Origin of the sequence: Bacillus sp. FSL K6-0972, from assembly GCF_037976035.1 — a bacterium.
In the GTDB taxonomy this organism is placed as follows: Bacteria; Bacillota; Bacilli; order Bacillales; family Bacillaceae; genus Bacillus; species Bacillus haynesii.
Window position 1 is genome coordinate 3,251,899 of record NZ_CP150260.1, and the last position, 20,449, is coordinate 3,272,347.

Consider the following 20,449-nt stretch of genomic DNA (forward strand, 5'->3'; position numbering starts at 1 on the left):
TAAACTATTTTATGCCGAAAATAACCGAAATCAAAGGAGGGAAATCGGTTTGAAGCGTTTCTTTTTTACCATATTATCCTTCATCATGATGCTGTTTATCCTCGCTTCATGCGGCGGACAAAAGACCGAAAAGATCCGTCTGGCGGAAGTGACCCGTTCCGTTTTCTATACGCCTTTATATATCGCCTTATCTGAAGGTTTTTTTAAAGAAGAAGGCCTTGATGTTGAACTGAAAACGACCTGGGGCGGAGATAAAACGATGACTGCCCTTCTGTCAAACGGCGCCGATATTGCGCTTGTCGGCTCGGAAACGTCGATATACGTGAATGCCCAGGGTGCAAGCGATCCGGTGATTAATTTTGCACAGCTTACCCAGACGGACGGAACATTCCTCGTCTCCAGGAACGATTCGGGGCATTTCAGCTGGGATGATTTGAAAGACAAAACATTCCTTGGCCAGCGCAAAGGCGGAATGCCGCAGATGGCAGGCGAATTTGTCCTGAAACAGAAAGGCATCGATCCTAAAAAGGATGTGAACCTGGTCCAAACAATTGATTTCGCGAATATCGCAAACAGCTTTGCATCTGGGACAGGTGATTATGTTCAATTATTTGAACCCCAGGCATCCATTTTTGAAAGAGAAGGCATCGGCCGCATTGTCGCCTCCTTCGGAAAAGAATCGGGCCGAATTCCATATACAACTTTTATGGCCAAACAAAGCTATTTAACGAAAAACGAAGAAGCGGTCGAAAAGTTCACCCGCGCGGTTTTTAAAGCGCAGCAGTGGGTGGAGACGCACTCTGCAAAAGAAGCAGCCGAAAGCGTTCAAGATTATTTTAAAGATACCGAGCTTTCAATCATTGAATCTTCAATCGAACGATATAAACAACAACGGTCTTTTGCCCTTGATCCTGTTTTGGATGAAAAAGAATGGAACCAGCTTCAAACCATCATGGATGAAGCCGGCGAGCTGCCGAAGCGCACCCCTCATCAAGAGCTGGTCAATACAAAGATCGCCGAAAAGGTCACAAAAAATCACTAGGAGGTGGCCGCAGTGTCTTTTTTGCAAGTTCAGGATGTCACACATACTTACTTTTCATTGAAGGAAAAAACAGCAGCGCTGGAAAACGTCAGCATTGAAGTCGAAAAAGGCGAATTTGTTTCGTTTCTCGGCCCAAGCGGATGCGGCAAAACAACACTTTTATCGATCATCGCCGGCATCGTTTCCCCCACGGAAGGACGCGTCTTGATTGAAGGGCGCACACCTGAAGAAAAGGATCGGCACATCGGTTATATGCTCCAGCAGGATTATTTATTTCCCTGGAAAACAATTGAGGAAAACGTCTTAATCGGTTTGCACATTTCCAAAAAATTCGGACCGGAAACGAAGGAAGCCGCTCTCGGCCTGCTGAAAAAATTCGGGCTTTACGAGGTTGAAAAAAAGTATCCAAAAGAGCTCTCAGGCGGTATGAGACAGAGGGCGTCGCTTGCCCGCACACTCGCTGTCGACCCCGATATCCTTCTGCTTGATGAGCCTTTTTCAGCCCTTGACTATCAGACAAAATTGAACCTCGAAGATTTAGTGTTCAACACGTTAAAGACGTATCAAAAAACAGCGGTGCTCGTGACCCATGATATCGGTGAAGCGATAGCGATGAGCGACCGGATTCTGCTATTTTCAAAGCAGCCGGGCACCATCCATAAAACATTTGCCGTTCCTGAACCGCTCAGGAAGCTGACACCGTTTGAAGCGAGGCAGGAACCGGAATTTCAGCCCCTCTTTCAGAACATATGGAAGGAGCTCAATGACCTTGAACAACAAACATCTGAAACCAAAAGTTGACTTCCTTCATGAGGCTTATTTAAAGGAGCAGCAGGCCGAAAAAAGGCGTGTCCGCTTTTTTCAAATCGCGATTTTCATCGTTTTCTTTTCGCTGTGGGAAACCGCAAGCCGTCTAGGATGGATCGATCCGCTGATCTTCAGCTCTCCTTCAGCCGTCTGGGCGCTTTTCCTCGAAAAGATTGGAGACGGATCATTGCCGGGCCATATCGGTGTAACCGTATTTGAAACCATCCTCGGCTTTCTGGCCGGAACATTGCTTGGAACTTTTCTGGCCGCCCTCTTATGGTGGTTCCCGAGGCTCTCTAAAATATTGGATCCGTATCTTGTCGTCTTAAATGCGATGCCGAAAGTGGCGCTGGGCCCTATTCTCATCGTGGCGATCGGCCCAAGCTTGACGAGTATTATTGCAATGGGCGCCATCATCAGCGTTATCATTACGACAATCGTCGTCTACACGTCCTTTCAAGAAATCGATGAAAACTATTTAAAAGTCATGAAGACATTCGGTGCAACGAAACGCGAAATTTTCAAAGAAGTCATACTGCCCGCTTCCATTCCGACGATCATATCTACACTGAAGGTCAACGTCGGCTTGAGCTGGGTCGGTGTCATCGTAGGAGAATTTTTAGTGTCAGCTCAAGGCCTCGGCTATATGATCATCTACGGCTTTCAAGTCTTTAATTTCAACCTTGTCATGCTGAGCCTCCTGATCATCGCCGTCTTCGCAACGATGATGTATCAGGGTGTCGAGCTGTTGGAAAGGAAGTGGATGAAAGGCAGAGTATAACATGAAAAAACCCTGCAAATGCAGGGCTTTTTATTTGATGATGCCGGCCTTTTTCAGCTTTTCAAGACTGATCGTCAGGACGGAATCTTTCATAATAAAACTGTAATTTCTGTTTTTAGCGATATCCTTCGGGAGGCTCTTCAGCAAAACAGGGCCATTCGTCTCATAGTACGTCGGCTGTTTTTCGATCTTTTCGATATCGGCAAAATAAATATTTTTGACGATCACTTTCTCTCTGCCAAGAACTTTATATTGTCCGAGATAGGTCAGCTTTCTTACGACAGCGCCTGTTTCTTCCTTCACTTCCCGCAAAGCCGCTTCCTCAGCATTTTCGCTTGGTTCGACTTTGCCGCCGGGGAATTCACGGCCCCTGTCCTTATGATTTGTCAACAGCCATTGATCCTCGTAACGGCAGATCACCCATACATGCTTTGGTTCTTTTGAAAAAGGTTCCTTCTCAAAAGAAAGCTGAACCGTATTACGGTAATAATCTTTAAATTCGTACATCATAATCCCTCTTATCCGTTTCCTTGCTTCTTCCACTCATCATATCATATATTGGTTCTTTCGGTAGAGTTTTTGTCCAGTTCAGCTTAGTAATTTTATTGTCTCTCAGAACTTCAGTGTCCATTTTGAGTGAGAAGGCGGCAAGGCTGGGTGACTCTGTGCTGCGGGCTTCGTTTAATCAGCTGAATTGAGTTCGGCAAGGCCGTTTTCACTGATAAACGACTTGGTTTCTTCATTGCCCAGACGGTAAAGCATCGAGTAAATGTCTTTGCGTAGTTCGTCCATTTTGTCATTTGCACTGTCATTGTGGTATTCGACTGCAGGCACGTGAGCTCTGAAAAAGTTGATCCAGTCTTCTGAATACAGCTGATCAAAATATTCTCTTAAAATGATGATGTCATCATCTGTCGCCGAAATTTGAAATTCCCACGGGGAGGCGTCTGAGCTCTGCGAAATCATTCCATCTTGCACCGAAACATAGTACGTCCTTTTTTCCAAAGCCAATCATCCTTTTTCGTGTTAGTATGACCAGTTGTATTAAAATGTTACGGCTTTCCCCGGAGTTTTTCCTTTATGGTATCTAAAATGTCCAATAACATCTGCGGCACGGGGATTCCTAACGAATGAGCCGTGCTCACGATTTGAAACGCTTCATATAAAATATAAAACATAATAGAAAAATCGCGGATCGAACTGCCTGTTTGCAGCATTTGATCAAAAAGGTGGGCAACGGATATCAGAAAGAGCGTAACCAATTTTCTTGCCAGCCTTGTAAACAGCCTCTTAATCGTAAAGCGATCTTCCACACATTCGTTCAAGCTTTTGCTGACAAATTCAATTCCCATCAGTGTAATTAAGATCATAAATAAATATTCGATTCGGCCAAACAAAAATCCGATGGCTGATAAACCAATTGTAAAGAGCGAAAAGATGCTTAAGTCCTTAAACATGTGCTTCAACATCCTTTCAAAAAAGACTTTTCATAGCTTATCCTATGAAAAAAGACTTTGAAAGGCTTGGATGAATTGTTTGACAATTTCTAAAAAAGGCTTTAAAAAGAACGAAAATACAAAAAAGCTCAGGCATTGCCCGAGCTTTTCCTTACCCTAAGTAGGCTTTCAGCATCCAGTTGTGTTTTTCGATCGATTGATGAATCGCGAGCAGCATGTCTCCCGTCGTTTCATCATTGACTTCATCGGCAAGCTCCATTCCGCTTTTCAGCTCCTCAGCCACCGTTAAAAAGTCATTATAAATGTTTTGCACCATTTGTTCAGAAGACTCGCTTCCGTCCGCTTCTTTAATCGCGGACATTTCCAGGCATTCCTTCATCGTTCCGACCGGGGAGCCCTGTATCGCCAATAGGCGTTCAGCCAAATCATCGATATGCTCTGCCGCTTCTGTGTAAAGCTCCTCAAATTTTGCATGCAGCGTAAAGAAATCTTTCCCTTTCACATACCAATGATAATTATGTAGCTTCACATATAGAACGGTCCAGTTCGCGACTTGTTTGTTGACGGTTGCTTTCAATTTTTCAGACATTAGATCGTCCTCCTTTTCGTTTACTTTTGATTTACCCGTTTAGCTTGTGCAGGAAACATTTCTTTTACTCTTTATCATGATTTTCTTTGCCTGATATGGTAAACTGTTGGAAAAAACTATTCGGAGGTAAGTGATGATCCTCTTTTGGATTATTGTTGGAATTCTGATTACCGGCGCCGTTCTGGCAATATCGCTCGTCACAACATCAAAAGCTTATGACTACAAGCATGAAGTCGATCCCCTTCCGTCGCGGGAAGAAGAACAGCCTCATCAATGATGATGGGCTTCTTCTTTTTCATCTTCATCGGTCACATCCGTTGCTTTCCCTACTTTAATGTCTGCAACCGGCATTGTATGCTGTTTTTTCGCCGTGACATGGACTTGGACTTTGTAATGGCCGTCTTCAGGAAACGCTTTTTCCATGCTGTATACGCCTTTACCCTCATTCTTCGCTTTGATTAGCTCGCTATCTTCCTTGCTCCCCGCCTTCCAGCATTCAAACTCCACCTCATCGGCATCTGCAACAGGCTCGTCCCCATAGAGCACGGTCGCTTTTATGACAGCCTTTTCATTTTTGGCCGCCGCTTCAGGCGCCGCCAGTTTGGCCGTCAGCACTTGGGGCTCCTCATCCGATGCCGCCTGCTTGTCCCCCTGGCTGCAGGCGGAAAGGCCGACCGCTAAACATAAGAGAATGAACCATTTTCCCAAACGCATCCTATCACCCTTCTTCTATGATATGTATTACAATATAAAGTGTAGCAAAGTTCAGGGATAAATGGCATTATTTTCTTTGTGAACAAAAAATGAAAACCGGCTCAGAAGAGAGCCGGTTTTTTCAAACATTTTATCCAAACACTTTGAGCAGGTCTTCTTTATTTTGCGAAAGCCAAAAACGCATCATGCGCTTTGCGCCTTCAAGATCGTGAAGCTTTGCCTGGCCGCACTGTTTTTCGTTAGCCGCCGGAATTTCAGTCACTTCCACAGCTTCTTTGAACGTATCCTCAAGCAAGTCAACGATTTCTTCCACTTTCGGTTCACCGCTTACCACCAGGTAATAGCCTGTTTGGCAGCCCATCGGCGAAATGTCGATAATATCAAAGTGGTCATATTTTTCCGCATACGTGCGGATCGTAAATGCAAGAAGATGCTCCAAAGTATGAATCGTATCAGGTTTCATCGCCTGTTTATTCGGCTGGCAAAAGCGGATGTCAAACTTGTTGACGACGCCGTCCGATCCTACTTTATGGACGCCGCAGTGTCTGACGTAAGGCGCTTTTACCGCATTATGGTCAAGTTCAAAACTTTCAACTGAAGGCATGGTTCCTCTCTCCCCTCTAATCGGTCTTTTTTTATTATATCATACTTTACCGATAAGTTTTCAGGTGAATGCTTTTCCTTTTTATGAGTTTTTTGCTTATATTATAATAAGGTCAAAACAAAAAAGGTGCGAAAAACATGAAAACCGTATTCCTGCTGCTCATCCGCTTTTATCAAAAATGGATATCACCGGCTCTTCCGCCGACATGCCGTTTTTATCCGACATGCTCCAATTACGGCCGTGAAGCGATCGAAAAGCACGGCGCATGTAAAGGCGGATGGCTCACCATCAAGCGGATTCTGAAATGCCATCCGTTTCATCCCGGCGGAATAGATCCCGTTCCGGAAAAAAAGCAAAAGGATTAACGCTCTTCCGGATATCCGTTGACAATGAGATCCAGTCTGCCTGTTTCCGGATCGATGACAAGTCCGTGAACAGGTACTTCCTCCGGCATCAACGGATGGTTCCGAATAACGCTTACACTGTCCCTGACGCTGTCCTCTACAGAATCAAAGCTTTTCAGCCATTGTTCAAAATCGACGCCGGAGTACTCAAGGGTCTCAATCCGTTCTTTTGGAATGCCGCGCTTGACGACTTTGTCCAAAAAGCTGTCGCAGCTCAGCTTGCTCATACCGCAGTCATGGTGGCCGATCACGCATACTTCATCAGCGTTCAGTTCGTATACCGCAACGAGAATGCTCCGCATTATACTTCCGAAAGGATGAGCCACGAGTGCACCCGCGCTCTTAACGATCTTCACGTCTCCGTTCCGCATATTCATGGCATGAGGAAGCAGCTCGACAAGCCTTGTGTCCATGCAAGACAGAATCACCATTCTCTTATCAGGAAACTTGCTTGTTTGGTATTTTTGATAGTCCTGCCGCTCAACAAACTGTTGATTGAACTGTAGAATATTGTCCAAAAGTTTCATGGCTCATTTCCTTTCTAAACGCTTTTTATATCTAAATATAACATATTTCTTGTATTTTTTTCATAAGTCAAGTAAGATTTCCCTTGTGTAAATCGAAACAATTACGTTTTAAGAAAGGTGAAGAACATGAAGCAAAATCTGATTCCGGTCACTGTTTTAAGCGGCTATCTCGGATCCGGGAAAACGACGCTGCTGCAGCATATCCTGCATGAAGCGCATGGCTTAAAAATCGCCGTGATCGTCAATGACATGAGTGAAATTAATATCGACGGCTCCCTGGTGAAAAAAGGGGACCTCATCCACACGGATGAAAAGCTTGTCGAAATGCAGAACGGCTGCATATGCTGTACGCTGAGAGACGATCTGCTCATCGAAGTCAAAAAGCTGGCGGAGAACGGCGGAATCGATTATATTCTCATCGAATCTTCCGGTATCAGCGAGCCGATTCCCGTTGCCCAAACCTTTACTTACAAAGATGAGGAGCTGGATATTGATTTAGGCAAATATTGCAGGCTTGATACAATGGTCACCGTCGTCGACGGCAGCCGTTTTTTTGAGGACTTCGCTTCGGGCGATAGCCTTTTGGAACGGAAACAGGCGGCAGACGAAACAGACAGCCGGGAAGTGGCCGACCTTTTAATTGAGCAAATCGAATTTGCCGATGTCCTCATTTTGAATAAAACTGATTTACTCAATAAAGAAGAGCAGGAAAAGCTTTTCTGGTCCCTGAGAAAACTGAATCCGGACTGCAGAATCATTTCCTCGACATTCGCAAAAGTGCCGCTTTCGGCCATCCTAAATACGAAATCGTTCGATTTTGAAAAAGCAAGTCAATCAGCAGGGTGGATCAAAGAGCTGAATGAAGAGCACACACCTGAAACAGAGGAATTCGGAATCTCTTCCTTCGTCTATCAAAAACAAAGGCCTTTCCATCCTGAAAGACTGAAGCGCTGGCTTGAAAACTGGCCGCCGCAAATTATTAGAGCAAAAGGCTTCTTCTGGCTTGCTTCTCGAAATGACACAGCTGGCCTTCTGTCCCAGGCAGGCTCTTCACTGATGATCCAAAGCGCAGGCCCCTGGATTGCAGCGTCTCCCGAGGAAGAACAAAAGCTCGCGTTTGAAGAGGATCCCAATTTAAAAGCGGACTGGGATGAAACATATGGAGACCGGAAAACGGAAATCGTTTTTATCGGCATCGACATGAATCAGGAAGACATGATCCGCTCCCTGGATCAGACCCTTCTTACAGATGAAGAAATGAATTCAGACTGGTCGGCCTTCCATGATTCACTGCCTGAGTATATTTAACTATCATTTCCTCTTTTCAAATCGTAATTATTACGATACAATGATACAGGACCATTAAATCGGAACCATTTCAGTTTTACATTGAGAGGAGAAATACCATGAAAAAAACATTCGGATTAGCATCGGCATTCATTCTTGCTGCCGGATTAACAGCGGGTTGTTCAAGCAATGGCACTTCCGGTGAACAAAAAGAAAATAAAGACACGCTGGATGTCTATACAACCATTTATCCGCTTGAAGACTTCACCAAAAAGATTGGCGGAGATTATGTGAACGTTAAAAGTGTTTACCCGCCAAACGTTGAAGCGCACACTTACGAGCCAAGCTCAAAAACGATGGCGGAGATTTCCGACTCGGACGCCTTTATATACTCTGGAGTCGGTGTGGAAGGATTCGCGGACAAAGCTGTAAGCACATTAAAAAACAGCGACGTCAAAATCGTCAAAGCCGGAGAGGGCATTGACCTTCTGTCACGTGAAGAAGAAGGCGAACATGATGAGCATGCACATGAAGAAGAACACGGTGAGCACGATGAGCATGCTCACGAAGAAGAACATGAACACGGAGAAGCCGAAGGCCATGATCATCATCACGACCATGGAGATCATGACCCGCACGTATGGCTTGACCCTGTCCTTGCTGAAAAAATGGCCGAAAACATTAAAGACCAACTCGTTAAATTAGAACCGGAACACGAAAAAACGTTTACGGAAAACTATGAGTCTCTAAAAAAAGATTTGGAGCAGCTTAACAAAGACTTTAAACAAACCGTCGACAAAGCTGATAAAAAAGAAATTCTCGTCTCACATGCCGCCTACGGCTACTGGGAAAAACGCTACGGTATTAAACAGATGAGCGTGCTCGGACTTTCGCCAACAGAGGAACCTTCACAAAAGCAGCTTGAAAACATTGTTAAGACGGCAAAAAAACATGATATAAAATATGTCATTTTTGAAAGCAATGTCAGCAGCAAAATCTCCGAGATCATCAAAAAAGAAATCGGAGCCGAAAGCCTGACGATGAAAAACCTTGAATCTGTATCAAAAGAAGACATTGAAAACGGCAAAGACTATACCACCATCATGAAAGAAAACCTGGCCGTCTTGAAAAAAGCTTTATCAAACAAATAACAGAGAACAAGCGCATGACACCTAATGCGCTTGTTTTTTTATATGGACGAAAAAAGACCGGAAACATCCGGCCTTTTTAATTTTAATCCATATTAAATCTTTTCTTGAACTGTTCCACCCTTCCGCCTCTTTCATTGAATTTCTGTCTTCCGGTATAAAACGGATGGGTATCAGAACTTACCTCAACTTTTATAACGGGATATGTCTTGCCGTCTTCCCACTCAGCCGTCTCATCAGAAGTTTTAGTTGAGCGGCTTAAAAAACGGTACCCGCTGTTTACATCCTGAAAGATCACTTGATAAGTTTTCGGATGAATATTTGGTTTCATATGCCATTCCTCCTAACAAAACGTAATAATTACGTTTTATTATATACCTTTCAAATCCTTGTGTCAAAAATGAATGTTCATTTGCCATGTTTTGATCACCTTATCCATTTTAACCGCTCACAGGAAGAATAATCTAAAAAAGGCGGTAAACAATAAAAAGCAAAATGGTGTAAATGAAAGGTGGTTTTCCGGATGAACGACTTGATTTTTGCAAGAAGCCTTTTCGGAACAACGATGGGGTTCCATATTATTTTTGCCTCGCTTGGTGTCGGAATTCCTTTAATGATTTTGCTGGCCGAGCTGATCTATCAAAGAACGAAAGATCCCCACTACGCCATTATGGCCAAAAGATGGACGAAGGCACAAGCCGTGTTGCTCGGGGTCGCCATACCGACCGGAACCATTGCCGGAACGCAGCTTGCCCTGCTTTGGCCGGGATTCATGGAAGTGATCGGAAAAGTCATGTCCCTCCCATTTCAAATTGAAATCTACGCCTTTTTTATTGAGGCTTTATTTATGTCCATTTATGTGTACGCAGCCGATCGGCTGACTCCTCTTATGAGAATTACAGCTGTCATTTTTATCGTTATCGGAGCAGCCGCATCAGCCATTTTAATTACAAATGTGCACGCTTTCCAGGGAACACCTGAAGGCTTCAAAATTGTGAACGGTGAAATTACCGATGTTCAGCCGTGGACGGCGTTCTTCAACAAAAGCTTTGTGGCCACAGCAGGACACGTTGTCGTCTCCGCTTTTATGACGGGCGCGTTTATTATTGCGACGGTAGCCGCCTACAAAATGCTCCGAAACCGCGGTGATGAAAGAGTCTACGCCCTCCATAGAAAAGCGCTGCTGCTCGGGCTGATTGTCGGAGGAGCGTTTTCTCTGGTCACGGCTCTGAGCGGGCACGAATCCGCACAGCTTCTTCACCGCTACCAGCCTGAAAAACTGGCCGGCGCAGAAGGCCTGTTTGAAACCCAGTCCCATGCCCCTCTTGCGATCGGCGGATTTACCGATGAAAAGACGCAATCGGTCAAATGGGCGATTGAGATTCCCTGGGCTTTAAGCTTTTTGGCCGACAACCGCTTTGACACCGTCGTGAAAGGGCTGAATGACTTTCCAAGGGATGAGTGGCCTCCTCTTTTCATTCATACTTTGTTTAACGGCATGGTTTTTATCGGCAGCCTTTTGATTGTTTATGCCGCTGTCGGTTTTATTTGGAGGAAAGTCATGAAAAAAGACCGCTTTCCCCGCTGGATGCTGGCCGTGTTTATAACCGGCGGCCCGCTCGCTTTGCTTGCAATCGAACTGGGCTGGGTGTTCGCTTGCACCGGAAGGCAGCCCTGGGTCATTTACCATATGCAGAAAACGTCAGAAGTGGTGACGACCTCCGGCTCGATTGGCATATTGTTTCTTTTGTTCTTTGTCGTCTATATTATTTTAGGAGCAGCGGTGGTGTTCGTATTGCAATATTACTTTAAACGCCACCCTGTCGAAGAGGATTTAAAAAGCAGCTGATTGCACAAAAAAACAGAAGGGAAGTCATATGATGCAACTGGATGGAACAACAGATGCCCTGCTGGCTATTTCGATCGTCTGGGGATTTATATTTATCTACGCCGTGATGGCGTCGATGGATTTTGGAGCGGGATTTTGGTCGATGATTTATATGAACAAAAAACAGCTGAAAGCAACCAATATAGCAAACCGCTATCTTTCTCCGACCTGGGAAGTGACCAATGTTTTCATCGTCGGAATCGTCGTAGCCCTTTTCAGCTTTTTCCCGGGCGGCACTTTTGTGCTGGGGACGGTGCTTTTGATTCCCGGCAGCATTATTTTGTTGCTTTTGGCGATTCGAAGCGGATTTTTGGTCTTTTCCCACGCTGCAAAAGATTATGAAAGGGCGCTGACTTACGTTTCAGGGATCAGCGGCTTTATCATTCCGGCTGTTTTAATCCTTGTCTTGCCCGTGACACACGGCAACTTCGTATATCAGGTAGACGGAAATCACCACTTGGACTTTGTCAATTTGTTTTTAAGCCCCCATGCCTATTCTTTTATGGGCTTTGCCATTTTCAGCACGCTGTTTCTGTCTTCATTACTGCTGGCTGATTTTTCAAATGTAGCCGGAGAAAAAGACGCGTATCAGGTCTACCGCCGAAACGCTTTAATCACCGGACCGCTCGCATTGCTTATGTCGTTCAGCATCATGATGACCATGAGGACGGAAGCCAGCTGGCTTTATACGAAAATGATGGACGGGCTTCCATGGCTGATTTTATCGTTTTTGCTGTTTCTCGTCGCATTTGCGGCACTGTTTCTGCCAAACAGATATAACAGCGACCGGCTGGGAAAGCCGCGCCTGGCTGTCATCGCCATTACGCTGCAGTATTTTACGGCGAGCTATGTGTACGGGAGAGCGCACCTCCCTTACATGGTCTATCCTGATGTTACGATTCAATCGGGCTTCACCGCACCGGAGACATTCAGGGCACTGTTCATCTCCTACATCGTCGGTTTTATTATTTTATTCCCCGGCTTTTATTATTTCTGGAAATTGTTCATGAAGGACAAGCGGTACATCAAACAGCATGAATAAGGTTAAGCTAAATGTGTACTACTTTTAAAGGGGGCCCAAATTACATGGAGCAAAAAATACTGTGTGAAGTCAGCAACTGCACCTATTGGGAACAGGGAAACAAGTGCACAGCCGACGCCATCTATGTCGTCAGCCATGCTGAAGGTGAAAAAGCTTCTAATAGTGAAGAAACGGATTGCAAAACATTTAAACCCGAACATCATTAAAGCGGATGAATGAAGGAGGGACAGTCATGAATAAAGAGTCGCTGTTACAGGCTTTTTATCAGGAAATCCACGGGGCGGACGAAACCGCATTTCAAAAAGCCGCCTGCTCCTTCATGAACTTATGGGATTATGAATACGGCTGTCTTGACGGGCTGCCGGATCAAGCGGACCGGCTGATCGGACAGATCGTACACGAAGATTTGCTTTTGGGCGATTAAAGGAAAGGGCTGTCATCAAGGCAGCTCTTTTCATATTTTTAAAAAAACCGGCTTGAAAGCCGGTCCAAACGAGAAGGGAATAATGTACAGCTTTAATATACATGAGAGGCTGCCCATTTAACAAAGCTTGAAAATCTGGAAATCAGCGTTTAAAACAGCCTTTACTGTTTGAAAACGTCTATTTTCGATGAATTCTTTCTTAAAATATGAGTATCGACTTCAAATCCCATTCCCGGCCGGCTTGGAACCTGAATATAGCCGCCTTCAATGCGGATTTCCGGTTTTACGATATCCTCTTCCCAATACCTTGAGGATGAAGAAAGATCCCCAGGAATCAAAAACTGCGGAAGAGAACTCAACGCAAGATTGTGGGCTCTTGAAATGCCGGTTTCAAACATGCCGCCGCACCATACAGGCATTTGGTGTTCTTTGCAGATGTCGTGGATTTTCAGAGCTTCTGTCAAACCGCCGACTCGGGACGGCTTAATATTGATAATTTTGCAGCTGCCGAGCTCGATTGCCTTTCGCGCATCATCAGCCGAACGAATGCTTTCATCAAGGCAAATTGATGTTTTAATATGTTTTTGCAGATGGCGGTGGTCAACGATATCATCATCCGCCAGCGGCTGTTCGATCATCATTAATTTAAATGCGTCAAGCTCTTTAATCCGGCTGATGTCTTTTAATTCGTAAGAAGAGTTGGCATCTGCCATCAGCGGCACCTTCGGAAAATGCCCGCGTATTTCTTTTAAAAGCTCTATATCCTGCCCCGGCTGAATTTTGATTTTTATTCTTTGATATCCTTCTTTTACATATTGCTCAATTTCCTGAAGCATATCATCCAATGGGGCAAGACCGACGACGACCCCGGCAGGAACTTCTGTTTTTACTCCGCCCAGCGCCTCTCTTAAAGAGATCCCTTTTTTCCTGGCGTAAATGTCCCAAAAGGCGGCTTCAAGGCCGGCCTTTGCCATTCTGTTGCCTTTGAATCCGCGAAGCGTCTCGGGCACTTCTGAAGGGTGTGTGAATGATTCGCGCAGCACAGCCGGAATCAAAAAATCTTTTAGCATGTGGTAGCATGTCTCCGTTGTTTCTTCGGTGTACCACGGAGATGAAAAAGCGGATACTTCCCCCCAGCCTGTCACACCTTCTTGGTCAGCAGCTTCAATGATGATAAACTTGCGATCCTGAAAGGTTTCCAAGCTTGATTTAAAAGGCTTTTTCAGCCGCATGCTGAGATGGTACAATGTCAGCTGTTTGATTTGAATCATGGCGCTCTCCTTCTACAATTGATGTCTCATCAGTTTATTTGAAGCGTTTCTCGGCAGCTTGCCGACAAAATGAAAGGCTTTAGGCACTTTATATGAAGCAAGCCGTTCTTTGCAAAATTCGCTCAGCTCCTCTTCATCAACGGGGCTGTCGGCGACGAGATAGGCGTGAGGAACCTTTCCCCAAGTTTTGTCATCGACCCCTTTCACCCCTGCTTCCGCGACATTGGGGTGTGACAGAAGAACGGCCTCGACTTCAGCCGGATAGATGTTTTCTCCTCCTGATATGATTAAGTCTGAACGCCTGTCCAGCACATATAAAAATCCGTCATCGTCAAGATACCCGATATCACCGGTTTTAAACCAGCCGTCATTGAATGAGGCTTTATTTGCCGCCTCATTTTTCAAGTAGCCCTTCATAACGGTCGGCCCTTTTACGGTTATTTCGCCATGTTCTCCGGGTTGGCATTCCGTTCCGTTCTTTTCGATTTTGATGCTTGATGCAAACAGCGGTTTGCCGGCTGAACCGAGCTTTTCAATCGAGTATTCTGGGGCAAGCGTTGCAATCTGTGAGCACGTTTCAGTCATCCCGTATGACTGTACGACCGGCAGCCTCTTTCTTTTGCATTCCTCAAGGAGAGAAAGCGGAGCTGGTCCTCCGCCCAGTAACAGGCACCTTAATGATTTGGGGCAGCTGTCGACTTGTGCCGCAAGCCTCGACAGCATCGTCTGAACGACCGAGACAATCGTTACTTGATTGTCTTTGATCGAACCGAGAACCTCTTCGGCGTCAAACCTTTGATGCAAAACGACAGTCATTCCGTAAATGACCGATTTAAAAAGAGCCGATAAACCGCTGATGTGGAAAAGCGGCAAGGCGATCAGCCAGCGGTCGTGTTCTTGGAGCCCTAAATTCAAGGCCGATGAAACCGCGCTGAAATAATGGTTGGCAAATGTCTGCATAACCCCTTTTGGCCGTCCGGTCGTTCCAGAGGTATACATGATTGTGGCCGCATCGTCCAAATGAATGCTCTCGATTTCCGTAACCGGAGGGCAAGCGGCGTTTTGAACGTCTTCAATGTCAACAGCGCGAGCCAGCTGTCCCCCTCTATGCTCTTCTATGAAAGGCTGCTCTGTAAGTAATAACTTTGCTTCCGAGTGTTCAATTTGATATGTTCGTTCGGCCATTGACAGCTTTGTATTCAGCAAAACGATGCGAACGCCGAGAAGAAAGCAGGCATGGACGACGATGACCATCTCCATCCGGTTTGTGAGGAGTACAGCTGCTGTATCCCCTTTTCTCAGACCAAAGCTCTTCAACTGTCCGGCCGTTTTTTTGGCTTCGTGAAATAATTGAATAAAAGTCAGCTTGTGATCTCCCTGAATCACAGCCATCCTGTCAGGTGTCAGTTCTGCTCGCTGTTTAAGCCAATTCGGATGGTCCATCAGCATATCATCATCTCCAAAAAGTATCTTGAATGATAAAAGAAACAGCTCAGTCGCACTAAGCTGTTTCTCTCTTCCGGTTTTTAAGGAAAACGCGGGAACTGTCCGAAGTCTGGACGGCGTTTTTCTTTAAACGCATCGCGGCCTTCTTTTGCTTCATCTGTTGTGTAATAAAGCAGTGTAGCATCTCCGGCAAACTGCTGGATGCCGGCAAGCCCGTCAGTGTCGGCATTAAAGGCCGCTTTAAGGAATCTGAGTGCTGTCGGGCTTTTCTCAAGCATTTCTTCACACCATTTAATCGTTTCTTCTTCAAGCTTTTCAAGCGGTACAACCGTATTGACAAGGCCCATTTCCTTTGCTTCCTGAGCGTTGTACTGACGGCACAGGTACCAGATTTCGCGCGCTTTTTTATGGCCGACGATACGCGCCAGATAGCCTGACCCGTAGCCTGCATCGAAGCTGCCGACTTTCGGTCCTGTTTGTCCGAAAATCGCGTTGTCCGCAGCAATCGTCAAATCGCATACGATGTGGAGCACATGACCGCCGCCGATCGCATAGCCTGAAACCATCGCAACTACAGGCTTCGGAATGACGCGGATCAGCCGCTGAAGATCAAGCACGTTCAGACGCGGAATCTCGTCCTCACCGACATAGCCTCCGTGTCCCCTTACTTTCTGGTCTCCTCCTGAACAGAACGCTTTATCGCCGGCACCTGCAAGGACAATAACGCCGATATTGGCATCATCCCGCGCATATGCAAACGCATCGATCAGTTCCGAAACCGTTTTTGGACGAAATGCGTTATGTACCTCAGGGCGATTGATCGTGATTTTGGCGATGCCGTTATATGTTTCATATAATACATCTTCGTATTGACGTTCGCTTTTCCATTCTACAGTCATAGATGTGTACCCTCCTACTTTAAAATAAATTCACTTACTATTTTACCAAAAAAATCGGGCTCTTCCACATGAACCGCATGACCGGTATGTTCAACAATCTCGAGGCGGGCGGCTGGAATGCGCTGTGCCATGCTTTCATTGATCTCGATAAATTTCTGATCCAGGCTTCCCGCAATGAGAAGCACCGGATAATCGATTCCGCTCAGTTTGTTCCACCAGGACGGCTGTGAGCCGGTCCCCATTCCGATTAAGCTGCCTCGAAGTCCGACCGGATTGTTGTTCAGACGTTCTTCGCGCACTTTTTTTCTTTTCGAAGGGTCCATTGAAAGCTGGGATGCAAACAGCGGAATGCCTTCCCAATAATCTACGAAAGACTCGATTCCTTCTTCCAGTATCCGCCTGCTGAGCCGGCTGTCCTGCTCCCTGCGGGCTTTTCTTTCTTCCGGCGAATCAAGCCCCGGGGAACTGCTTTCCAGCACAAGACCGGACACACGCTCCGGGTGAATCATCGCCAAGGATAACGCAAGTCGGCCGCCCATTGAATAACCGATGAGGTAAGCCTGTTTCACATTTAAACAATCAAAAATCTCGATCAGATCAGCTGTCTGCTTCTCTGTTGTGTAGCGCCGGCTGTCTGCCGGCGAGTCGGTTCCGCCGTGTCCAAGCAGATTCAGCTTGATCAGACGCATCCCCTGAAAATAGCCGTCTATCCCGTCCCACGTTGCCGCGCTTCCTGTAAAGCCATGCAAAAACACCGCCGTTTTTTCCGCAGACAGGCCATTGTCTTCTATTTTATAGGAAACGCCGTCTTTCAGTGTCAATTTCAAAACGGCCACTCTTTTCTTATTTCATGCATCGCGGAATCAAGCATCCGGCGATGCTGCTGCACACGATCATCGCGCTTCGTTTTCACCTCAATGATATCCAAGCCGCGGCGGTTGACGGAGGACAAATACGCATCGGCAAAATGGGCGGATGACTCAGGGCATATATAGCGTCCCCCATACAGCTTGGCGGCATGCTCGAATTCGAGCCCCGTCGGCGTTCCGAACAAGAGCTCGAAGTACCTTTCTTCAGCAGATTGGGGAAGAAATGAGAAAATGCCTCCGCCGTCATTGTTGACGAGAACGACAGTCAGCGGGATGTCGAGCGTTTTGCTGACGAGGAGGCCGTTTAAATCGTGATAAAATGACAGATCGCCGATCACAAGGGTTACCGGTTCTTTCGTTGCGGCATATACGCCCAGCGCAGTCGAGACAACGCCGTCAATCCCGTTTGCCCCTCTATTGGCAAAAATCCGGAAAGACCGTTCCTGATTTTCAAAAAATGTATCCGCATCGCGGATCGGCATGCTGTTTCCGACAAACAGGGAGCTGTTTTCCGGAATCAAATGCTGCAGATTCCGGTAGATATTTCCTTCAAAGGTAAGATCCTCAGCTTCAAGATTTCTTAAAAGAGCGCGGAAGCGGCTATTGGCAAATCGCCACTTCTCCGACCAGTTGCCTGATCTTTTTTTGACAGCGGAAGCCGCAGCAGCCGCGAACTCCTCTTCCGTGCAATGCAGCATATGTGCGCTGAGCTGAGTCGGATCGCGCCACCCTCCATCTGGATCAACGACGATTTGCCTGATGCTCGGATTTTGCTTTAGCAGCTGAAAAAGCGGCTTTGAAACCGGCATCGCGCCGAAGCGGATGACAAGCTCAGGCATGAGCTCGCGTTTCAGCTGTTCTTCTTTCAATAATGAATCGTATGCATCGATAATAGTTTCTTTTGAATGGCTGCCGTTTCTCAAGTTTGAGAGCGGGTCAGCCAAAATCGGATATCCCGCTGCCTGCGAAAGAGATACAATATGTGCTTTAGCGTCATCATCTTGCAGCTCTCCGCAGACGATCACGCCTTTTTCGGTCTCTTTGATCAGATTACTCAGCGCTTCAAGCTCGTGCCGGTCAGTACGGAAACGGCCGCTTTCAACCGTCACATGACTGCCGTTTCTCAGCCTTTGAAACGGTTCATCCTCAAGGTTCGGCATAAGCGGCTCTCTCAGCGGAAAGTTGATATGCACGGGCCCGCGCGGCGCTTTTTTGGCTTCTCCTGCTGCACGTGCTGCCAAAGACCGGATGTACGCAAGCATTTCAGGATGACTGTCAGGCAAAGCCGAGTCTGTGAAAAACTTAACAAAGTTTCCGAATAAGAATTGCTGATCAATCGCCTGAGGTGCTCCTACTTCTCTCAGTTCATGCGGCCGATCAGCCGTTAAGATCATAAGCGGTATTCTTGAATAATGAGCTTCGATCACAGCCGGGTAAAAATTCGCCGCAGCCGTTCCGGATGTACAGATCAATGCGACAGGCTTCCGCATTGCCTTTGCCATGCCCATTGCAAAAAACGCAGCGGATCTTTCATCCACATGGATATGAACATTGATGTCCGGATGACTCGCGGCCAAAATCGCAAGGGGCGTCGATCTTGATCCCGGGCAGATGACCGCTTCTGTCACGCCTGCAAGGGAAAGCTCATCAATAAAATTCCCTATATATTTTGTAATCGGATTTTCAGTCAACGGATATCGCCTCCAAGTGCAGACAGCATCGGCTTCATCTTAATTTGCGTTTCTTCGTATTCCATAAGAGGATCGGAATCAGCCACAACTCCGCAGCCGGCAAAAATTCTGGCTTCTTTCGAATCGATAAGTCCTGACCTGATCGCCACCGCGAATTCCCCATTGCCGGACATGTCGATCCAACCCGCCGGTGCCGCATACCAGCCCCTTGACATCGGTTCTAACTCCCTGATGACCTCAATCGCTTTTTGCTGAGGTGCTCCCCCGAGCGCAGGAGTTGGATGAAGCTTCTCGATTAAATCAAAAAGCGAGGACTCCGCATTTATTTTGCCGACAATCGGCGTATACAAATGCTGCACATTTTTTGTTTTGTACAGTCCAGGCTTGGCCGGCTTTTTGATATTGCTGCAATTTGACAAAAGCGCCTGATGAATCATATTGACGACAATGTCGTGTTCGATTAGATTTTTTTCATCGTTTAACAGCTCAAGACCGAGCATCCGGTCCTCCTGCTCATTTTCGCCTCTCTTGATTGAACCGGCAAGGCAGGTCGACAGAACGTTCTCTCCGTCTTTTTTGACCAGACGTTCAGGAGACGCACCCACAAAACTTTTGCCGTTTTCTTCAATGGCGAATATATAGCTCGTTTTCTGTTCAGACATCAGATTGAATAATACTCTGTGAAGTTCGACAGGCTGATCGAACGTTAAAAGGCTCTCTCTGGCGAGCACGACTTTATCATACTTCCCGTTTTTAATGTCGTCTGTGGCCCGTCGGACCGCTTCAAGCCATTCAGGAACATCAAGCTCCTCCTTGGCGGTATAACGCGTATGACCTTTTTCGGGATAACGGGAAGCGTCCGCATTGGTCAGCTGTGAAGCAGCGCCCTTTATTTCTTCAAGTACTTTGCGCACGTCTTCTTCAGGAGCCTTCCATCTATTGACCGTTATGAATGTTTCCTCTCCGTCCTGTGTCAGCATAGCGGAGGGAATAAAAAAAGCGCCTTCCTGGTAGCCGTTCCAATGCTGCTTGCGATCTTCCAGCGGATCAAATGAAAAACCGCCAAACAGCAATGGCCCCACCGCTGCCTGGCTCCTGCTTTGACCTTCATGGAAGTGATAGGTTTTCTCTTTTAAGCGCTCCCATTTTTCATGTACAGCCTGATAACGTCCGGCATCCTTCAGATCTGTGGAAACCGAAATTTCCTTTCCAAGTCCGACAAGCATCAGTCCGCCGTCCGGATCAGACCAGAAGAACCGTTCCCCGGCAAATTGTTCTTCCCCGTTTATGAAAAAGGAAAGAGCATCTATGCTCTCAATTTTTCTGGAATAACTTATTAAAACAGCATGGTTGACTTTTTTGACGATGTTTAATGCTTCAGGCGCTTCCCTGAGGAAAGTGCGCTGCACTGTTGTCACCATGATACATTCCTCCAAAATCCGTAAAATGCTTTTATAACCATACACCTGTGAACGGTATGTGTCAACAAAACGACACTTTATTAACAACCGCCCTTACCTATTATAAACGTAATCGGCCGATTGAAAAAGACAAGGTCA

At 46.3% G+C, this 20,449-nt stretch carries 25 protein-coding genes; 11 read left to right on the forward strand and 14 right to left on the reverse strand.

Features of this window, described 5'->3' with window-relative positions:
• The first annotated feature begins 85 nt into the window (after positions 1-85).
• From MKX80_RS16445 to MKX80_RS16455, 3 genes are read left to right on the forward strand one after another with little or no spacing between them, the layout of a single operon-like run.
• Positions 86-1,042, forward strand: coding sequence for an ABC transporter substrate-binding protein (locus MKX80_RS16445; RefSeq protein ID WP_234113261.1), 957 nt, complete (start codon positions 86-88; stop codon positions 1,040-1,042).
• Positions 1,043-1,054: 12 nt separating this feature from the next.
• Positions 1,055-1,843, forward strand: a complete 789-nt coding sequence (locus MKX80_RS16450; RefSeq protein WP_154995408.1) for an ABC transporter ATP-binding protein — start codon at positions 1,055-1,057, stop codon at positions 1,841-1,843.
• Positions 1,806-2,630, forward strand: a complete 825-nt coding sequence (locus tag MKX80_RS16455) for an ABC transporter permease (RefSeq protein WP_154995406.1) — start codon at positions 1,806-1,808, stop codon at positions 2,628-2,630. Before MKX80_RS16450 ends, MKX80_RS16455 begins: the two co-directional genes overlap by 38 nt.
• A gap of 30 nt (positions 2,631-2,660) precedes the next feature.
• Here the strand turns inward: MKX80_RS16455 and ytkD are convergent, their stop codons facing one another.
• From ytkD to MKX80_RS16475, 4 genes are all read right to left on the reverse strand, one after another.
• On the reverse strand, positions 2,661-3,137 hold the full coding sequence (gene ytkD, locus MKX80_RS16460) for an RNA deprotection pyrophosphohydrolase (RefSeq protein ID WP_154995418.1): 477 nt from the start codon (positions 3,135-3,137) through the stop codon (positions 2,661-2,663).
• Between the two features lie 174 nt (positions 3,138-3,311).
• The gene (locus MKX80_RS16465; protein ID WP_154995404.1) at positions 3,312-3,635 is read right to left on the reverse strand and encodes a hydrolase; all 324 of its coding nucleotides are present in this window, start codon (positions 3,633-3,635) and stop codon (positions 3,312-3,314) included.
• Positions 3,636-3,682: 47 nt separating this feature from the next.
• Positions 3,683-4,087 carry a phage holin family protein gene (locus MKX80_RS16470; RefSeq protein WP_154995402.1) on the reverse strand — a complete coding sequence of 135 codons (405 nt, stop codon included), beginning with the start codon at positions 4,085-4,087 and terminating at the stop codon, positions 3,683-3,685.
• 151 nt (positions 4,088-4,238) lie between these two features.
• On the reverse strand, positions 4,239-4,676 hold the full coding sequence (locus MKX80_RS16475; RefSeq protein ID WP_154995400.1) for a Dps family protein: 438 nt from the start codon (positions 4,674-4,676) through the stop codon (positions 4,239-4,241).
• 133 nt (positions 4,677-4,809) lie between these two features.
• Between MKX80_RS16475 and ytzI the strand changes: the two genes are divergently transcribed.
• On the forward strand, positions 4,810-4,953 hold the full coding sequence (gene ytzI, locus MKX80_RS16480) for a YtzI protein (protein ID WP_076791033.1): 144 nt from the start codon (positions 4,810-4,812) through the stop codon (positions 4,951-4,953).
• Here the strand turns inward: ytzI and MKX80_RS16485 are convergent.
• Together MKX80_RS16485 and MKX80_RS16490 are read right to left on the reverse strand one after the other, a co-directional pair.
• Positions 4,947-5,390: a FixH family protein gene (locus tag MKX80_RS16485; RefSeq protein WP_043926294.1), complete on the reverse strand. Its 444-nt coding sequence runs from the start codon at positions 5,388-5,390 to the stop codon at positions 4,947-4,949. The two genes, ytzI and MKX80_RS16485, sit on opposite strands and share 7 nt — an antisense overlap.
• A gap of 130 nt (positions 5,391-5,520) precedes the next feature.
• Positions 5,521-5,994, reverse strand: coding sequence for an S-ribosylhomocysteine lyase (locus MKX80_RS16490; RefSeq protein WP_020452682.1), 474 nt, complete (start codon positions 5,992-5,994; stop codon positions 5,521-5,523).
• A 137-nt stretch (positions 5,995-6,131) separates the two neighbouring features.
• Between MKX80_RS16490 and yidD the strand changes: the two genes are divergently transcribed.
• A complete protein-coding gene (yidD, locus tag MKX80_RS16495; RefSeq protein ID WP_043926296.1) occupies positions 6,132-6,359 on the forward strand; it encodes a membrane protein insertion efficiency factor YidD in 228 nt (75 codons plus the stop codon).
• Here yidD and MKX80_RS16500 read toward each other — a convergent pair.
• Positions 6,356-6,925, reverse strand: a complete 570-nt coding sequence (locus MKX80_RS16500; RefSeq protein ID WP_154995396.1) for a carbonic anhydrase — start codon at positions 6,923-6,925, stop codon at positions 6,356-6,358. The genes yidD and MKX80_RS16500 overlap by 4 nt on opposite strands.
• Positions 6,926-7,051: 126 nt before the next feature.
• On the opposite strand from MKX80_RS16500, the gene MKX80_RS16505 reads away from it, so the two are divergent.
• Complete coding sequence (locus MKX80_RS16505) at positions 7,052-8,233, forward strand: GTP-binding protein (protein ID WP_268299355.1); 1,182 nt, start codon at positions 7,052-7,054, stop codon at positions 8,231-8,233.
• Between the two features lie 98 nt (positions 8,234-8,331).
• Positions 8,332-9,363, forward strand: a complete 1,032-nt coding sequence (locus MKX80_RS16510; RefSeq protein ID WP_154995393.1) for a zinc ABC transporter substrate-binding protein — start codon at positions 8,332-8,334, stop codon at positions 9,361-9,363.
• 82 nt (positions 9,364-9,445) lie between these two features.
• Here MKX80_RS16510 and MKX80_RS16515 read toward each other — a convergent pair whose 3' ends face one another.
• Positions 9,446-9,691 carry a type B 50S ribosomal protein L31 gene (locus MKX80_RS16515; RefSeq protein WP_003184624.1) on the reverse strand — a complete coding sequence of 82 codons (246 nt, stop codon included), beginning with the start codon at positions 9,689-9,691 and terminating at the stop codon, positions 9,446-9,448.
• Positions 9,692-9,883: 192 nt separating this feature from the next.
• Here MKX80_RS16515 and MKX80_RS16520 point away from each other — a divergent pair, with 192 nt between their 5' ends.
• From MKX80_RS16520 to MKX80_RS16535, 4 genes are read left to right on the forward strand one after another with little or no spacing between them, the layout of a single operon-like run.
• Positions 9,884-11,209, forward strand: a complete 1,326-nt coding sequence (locus tag MKX80_RS16520; protein ID WP_182070178.1) for a cytochrome ubiquinol oxidase subunit I — start codon at positions 9,884-9,886, stop codon at positions 11,207-11,209.
• Positions 11,210-11,240: 31 nt separating this feature from the next.
• The gene (locus MKX80_RS16525) at positions 11,241-12,290 is read left to right on the forward strand and encodes a cytochrome d ubiquinol oxidase subunit II (RefSeq protein ID WP_154995416.1); all 1,050 of its coding nucleotides are present in this window, start codon (positions 11,241-11,243) and stop codon (positions 12,288-12,290) included.
• A 44-nt stretch (positions 12,291-12,334) separates the two neighbouring features.
• Positions 12,335-12,496, forward strand: coding sequence for a DUF1540 domain-containing protein (locus tag MKX80_RS16530; RefSeq protein ID WP_076791022.1), 162 nt, complete (start codon positions 12,335-12,337; stop codon positions 12,494-12,496).
• A 26-nt stretch (positions 12,497-12,522) separates the two neighbouring features.
• Positions 12,523-12,714 carry a hypothetical protein gene (locus MKX80_RS16535; protein ID WP_020452690.1) on the forward strand — a complete coding sequence of 64 codons (192 nt, stop codon included), beginning with the start codon at positions 12,523-12,525 and terminating at the stop codon, positions 12,712-12,714.
• Between the two features lie 161 nt (positions 12,715-12,875).
• Here MKX80_RS16535 and menC read toward each other — a convergent pair whose 3' ends face one another.
• The 6 genes from menC to MKX80_RS16565 all read right to left on the reverse strand — a co-directional run bounded on the left by menC (position 12,876) and on the right by MKX80_RS16565 (position 20,311).
• Entirely contained in the window at positions 12,876-13,985 is a 1,110-nt protein-coding gene (menC, locus tag MKX80_RS16540) for an o-succinylbenzoate synthase (protein ID WP_154995389.1), read from the reverse strand.
• Between the two features lie 12 nt (positions 13,986-13,997).
• A complete protein-coding gene (locus MKX80_RS16545; protein ID WP_268299361.1) occupies positions 13,998-15,434 on the reverse strand; it encodes an o-succinylbenzoate--CoA ligase in 1,437 nt (478 codons plus the stop codon).
• A gap of 77 nt (positions 15,435-15,511) precedes the next feature.
• Positions 15,512-16,330, reverse strand: a complete 819-nt coding sequence (menB, locus tag MKX80_RS16550; RefSeq protein ID WP_043925816.1) for a 1,4-dihydroxy-2-naphthoyl-CoA synthase — start codon at positions 16,328-16,330, stop codon at positions 15,512-15,514.
• A 14-nt stretch (positions 16,331-16,344) separates the two neighbouring features.
• On the reverse strand, positions 16,345-17,166 hold the full coding sequence (menH, locus tag MKX80_RS16555) for a 2-succinyl-6-hydroxy-2,4-cyclohexadiene-1-carboxylate synthase (protein WP_154995386.1): 822 nt from the start codon (positions 17,164-17,166) through the stop codon (positions 16,345-16,347).
• Entirely contained in the window at positions 17,154-18,890 is a 1,737-nt protein-coding gene (menD, locus tag MKX80_RS16560; protein WP_182070175.1) for a 2-succinyl-5-enolpyruvyl-6-hydroxy-3-cyclohexene-1-carboxylic-acid synthase, read from the reverse strand. The genes menH and menD overlap by 13 nt, the downstream gene beginning before the upstream one ends.
• A complete protein-coding gene (locus MKX80_RS16565) occupies positions 18,887-20,311 on the reverse strand; it encodes an isochorismate synthase MenF (RefSeq protein ID WP_154995381.1) in 1,425 nt (474 codons plus the stop codon). The genes menD and MKX80_RS16565 overlap by 4 nt, the downstream gene beginning before the upstream one ends.
• Positions 20,312-20,449: the final 138 nt, after the last annotated feature.

Bases quoted from the DNA above. Each gene is read 5' to 3' on its own strand.
- MKX80_RS16445 (WP_234113261.1), top strand. From the start codon at position 86: ATGATGCTGTTTATCCTCGCTTCATGCGGCGGACAAAAGACCGAAAAG.
- MKX80_RS16455 (WP_154995406.1), top strand. From the start codon at position 1,806: ATGACCTTGAACAACAAACATCTGAAACCAAAAGTTGACTTCCTTCAT.
- ytkD (WP_154995418.1), bottom strand. From the start codon at position 3,137: ATGTACGAATTTAAAGATTATTACCGTAATACGGTTCAGCTTTCTTTT.
- MKX80_RS16470 (WP_154995402.1), bottom strand. From the start codon at position 4,087: ATGTTTAAGGACTTAAGCATCTTTTCGCTCTTTACAATTGGTTTATCA.
- MKX80_RS16475 (WP_154995400.1), bottom strand. From the start codon at position 4,676: ATGTCTGAAAAATTGAAAGCAACCGTCAACAAACAAGTCGCGAACTGG.
- ytzI (WP_076791033.1), top strand. From the start codon at position 4,810: ATGATCCTCTTTTGGATTATTGTTGGAATTCTGATTACCGGCGCCGTT.
- MKX80_RS16485 (WP_043926294.1), bottom strand. From the start codon at position 5,390: ATGCGTTTGGGAAAATGGTTCATTCTCTTATGTTTAGCGGTCGGCCTT.
- MKX80_RS16490 (WP_020452682.1), bottom strand. From the start codon at position 5,994: ATGCCTTCAGTTGAAAGTTTTGAACTTGACCATAATGCGGTAAAAGCG.
- yidD (WP_043926296.1), top strand. From the start codon at position 6,132: ATGAAAACCGTATTCCTGCTGCTCATCCGCTTTTATCAAAAATGGATA.
- MKX80_RS16500 (WP_154995396.1), bottom strand. From the start codon at position 6,925: ATGAAACTTTTGGACAATATTCTACAGTTCAATCAACAGTTTGTTGAG.
- MKX80_RS16505 (WP_268299355.1), top strand. From the start codon at position 7,052: ATGAAGCAAAATCTGATTCCGGTCACTGTTTTAAGCGGCTATCTCGGA.
- MKX80_RS16510 (WP_154995393.1), top strand. From the start codon at position 8,332: ATGAAAAAAACATTCGGATTAGCATCGGCATTCATTCTTGCTGCCGGA.
- MKX80_RS16515 (WP_003184624.1), bottom strand. From the start codon at position 9,691: ATGAAACCAAATATTCATCCGAAAACTTATCAAGTGATCTTTCAGGAT.
- MKX80_RS16520 (WP_182070178.1), top strand. From the start codon at position 9,884: ATGAACGACTTGATTTTTGCAAGAAGCCTTTTCGGAACAACGATGGGG.
- MKX80_RS16525 (WP_154995416.1), top strand. From the start codon at position 11,241: ATGCAACTGGATGGAACAACAGATGCCCTGCTGGCTATTTCGATCGTC.
- MKX80_RS16530 (WP_076791022.1), top strand. From the start codon at position 12,335: ATGGAGCAAAAAATACTGTGTGAAGTCAGCAACTGCACCTATTGGGAA.
- MKX80_RS16535 (WP_020452690.1), top strand. From the start codon at position 12,523: ATGAATAAAGAGTCGCTGTTACAGGCTTTTTATCAGGAAATCCACGGG.
- menC (WP_154995389.1), bottom strand. From the start codon at position 13,985: ATGATTCAAATCAAACAGCTGACATTGTACCATCTCAGCATGCGGCTG.
- MKX80_RS16545 (WP_268299361.1), bottom strand. From the start codon at position 15,434: ATGCTGATGGACCATCCGAATTGGCTTAAACAGCGAGCAGAACTGACA.
- menB (WP_043925816.1), bottom strand. From the start codon at position 16,330: ATGACTGTAGAATGGAAAAGCGAACGTCAATACGAAGATGTATTATAT.
- MKX80_RS16565 (WP_154995381.1), bottom strand. From the start codon at position 20,311: ATGGTGACAACAGTGCAGCGCACTTTCCTCAGGGAAGCGCCTGAAGCA.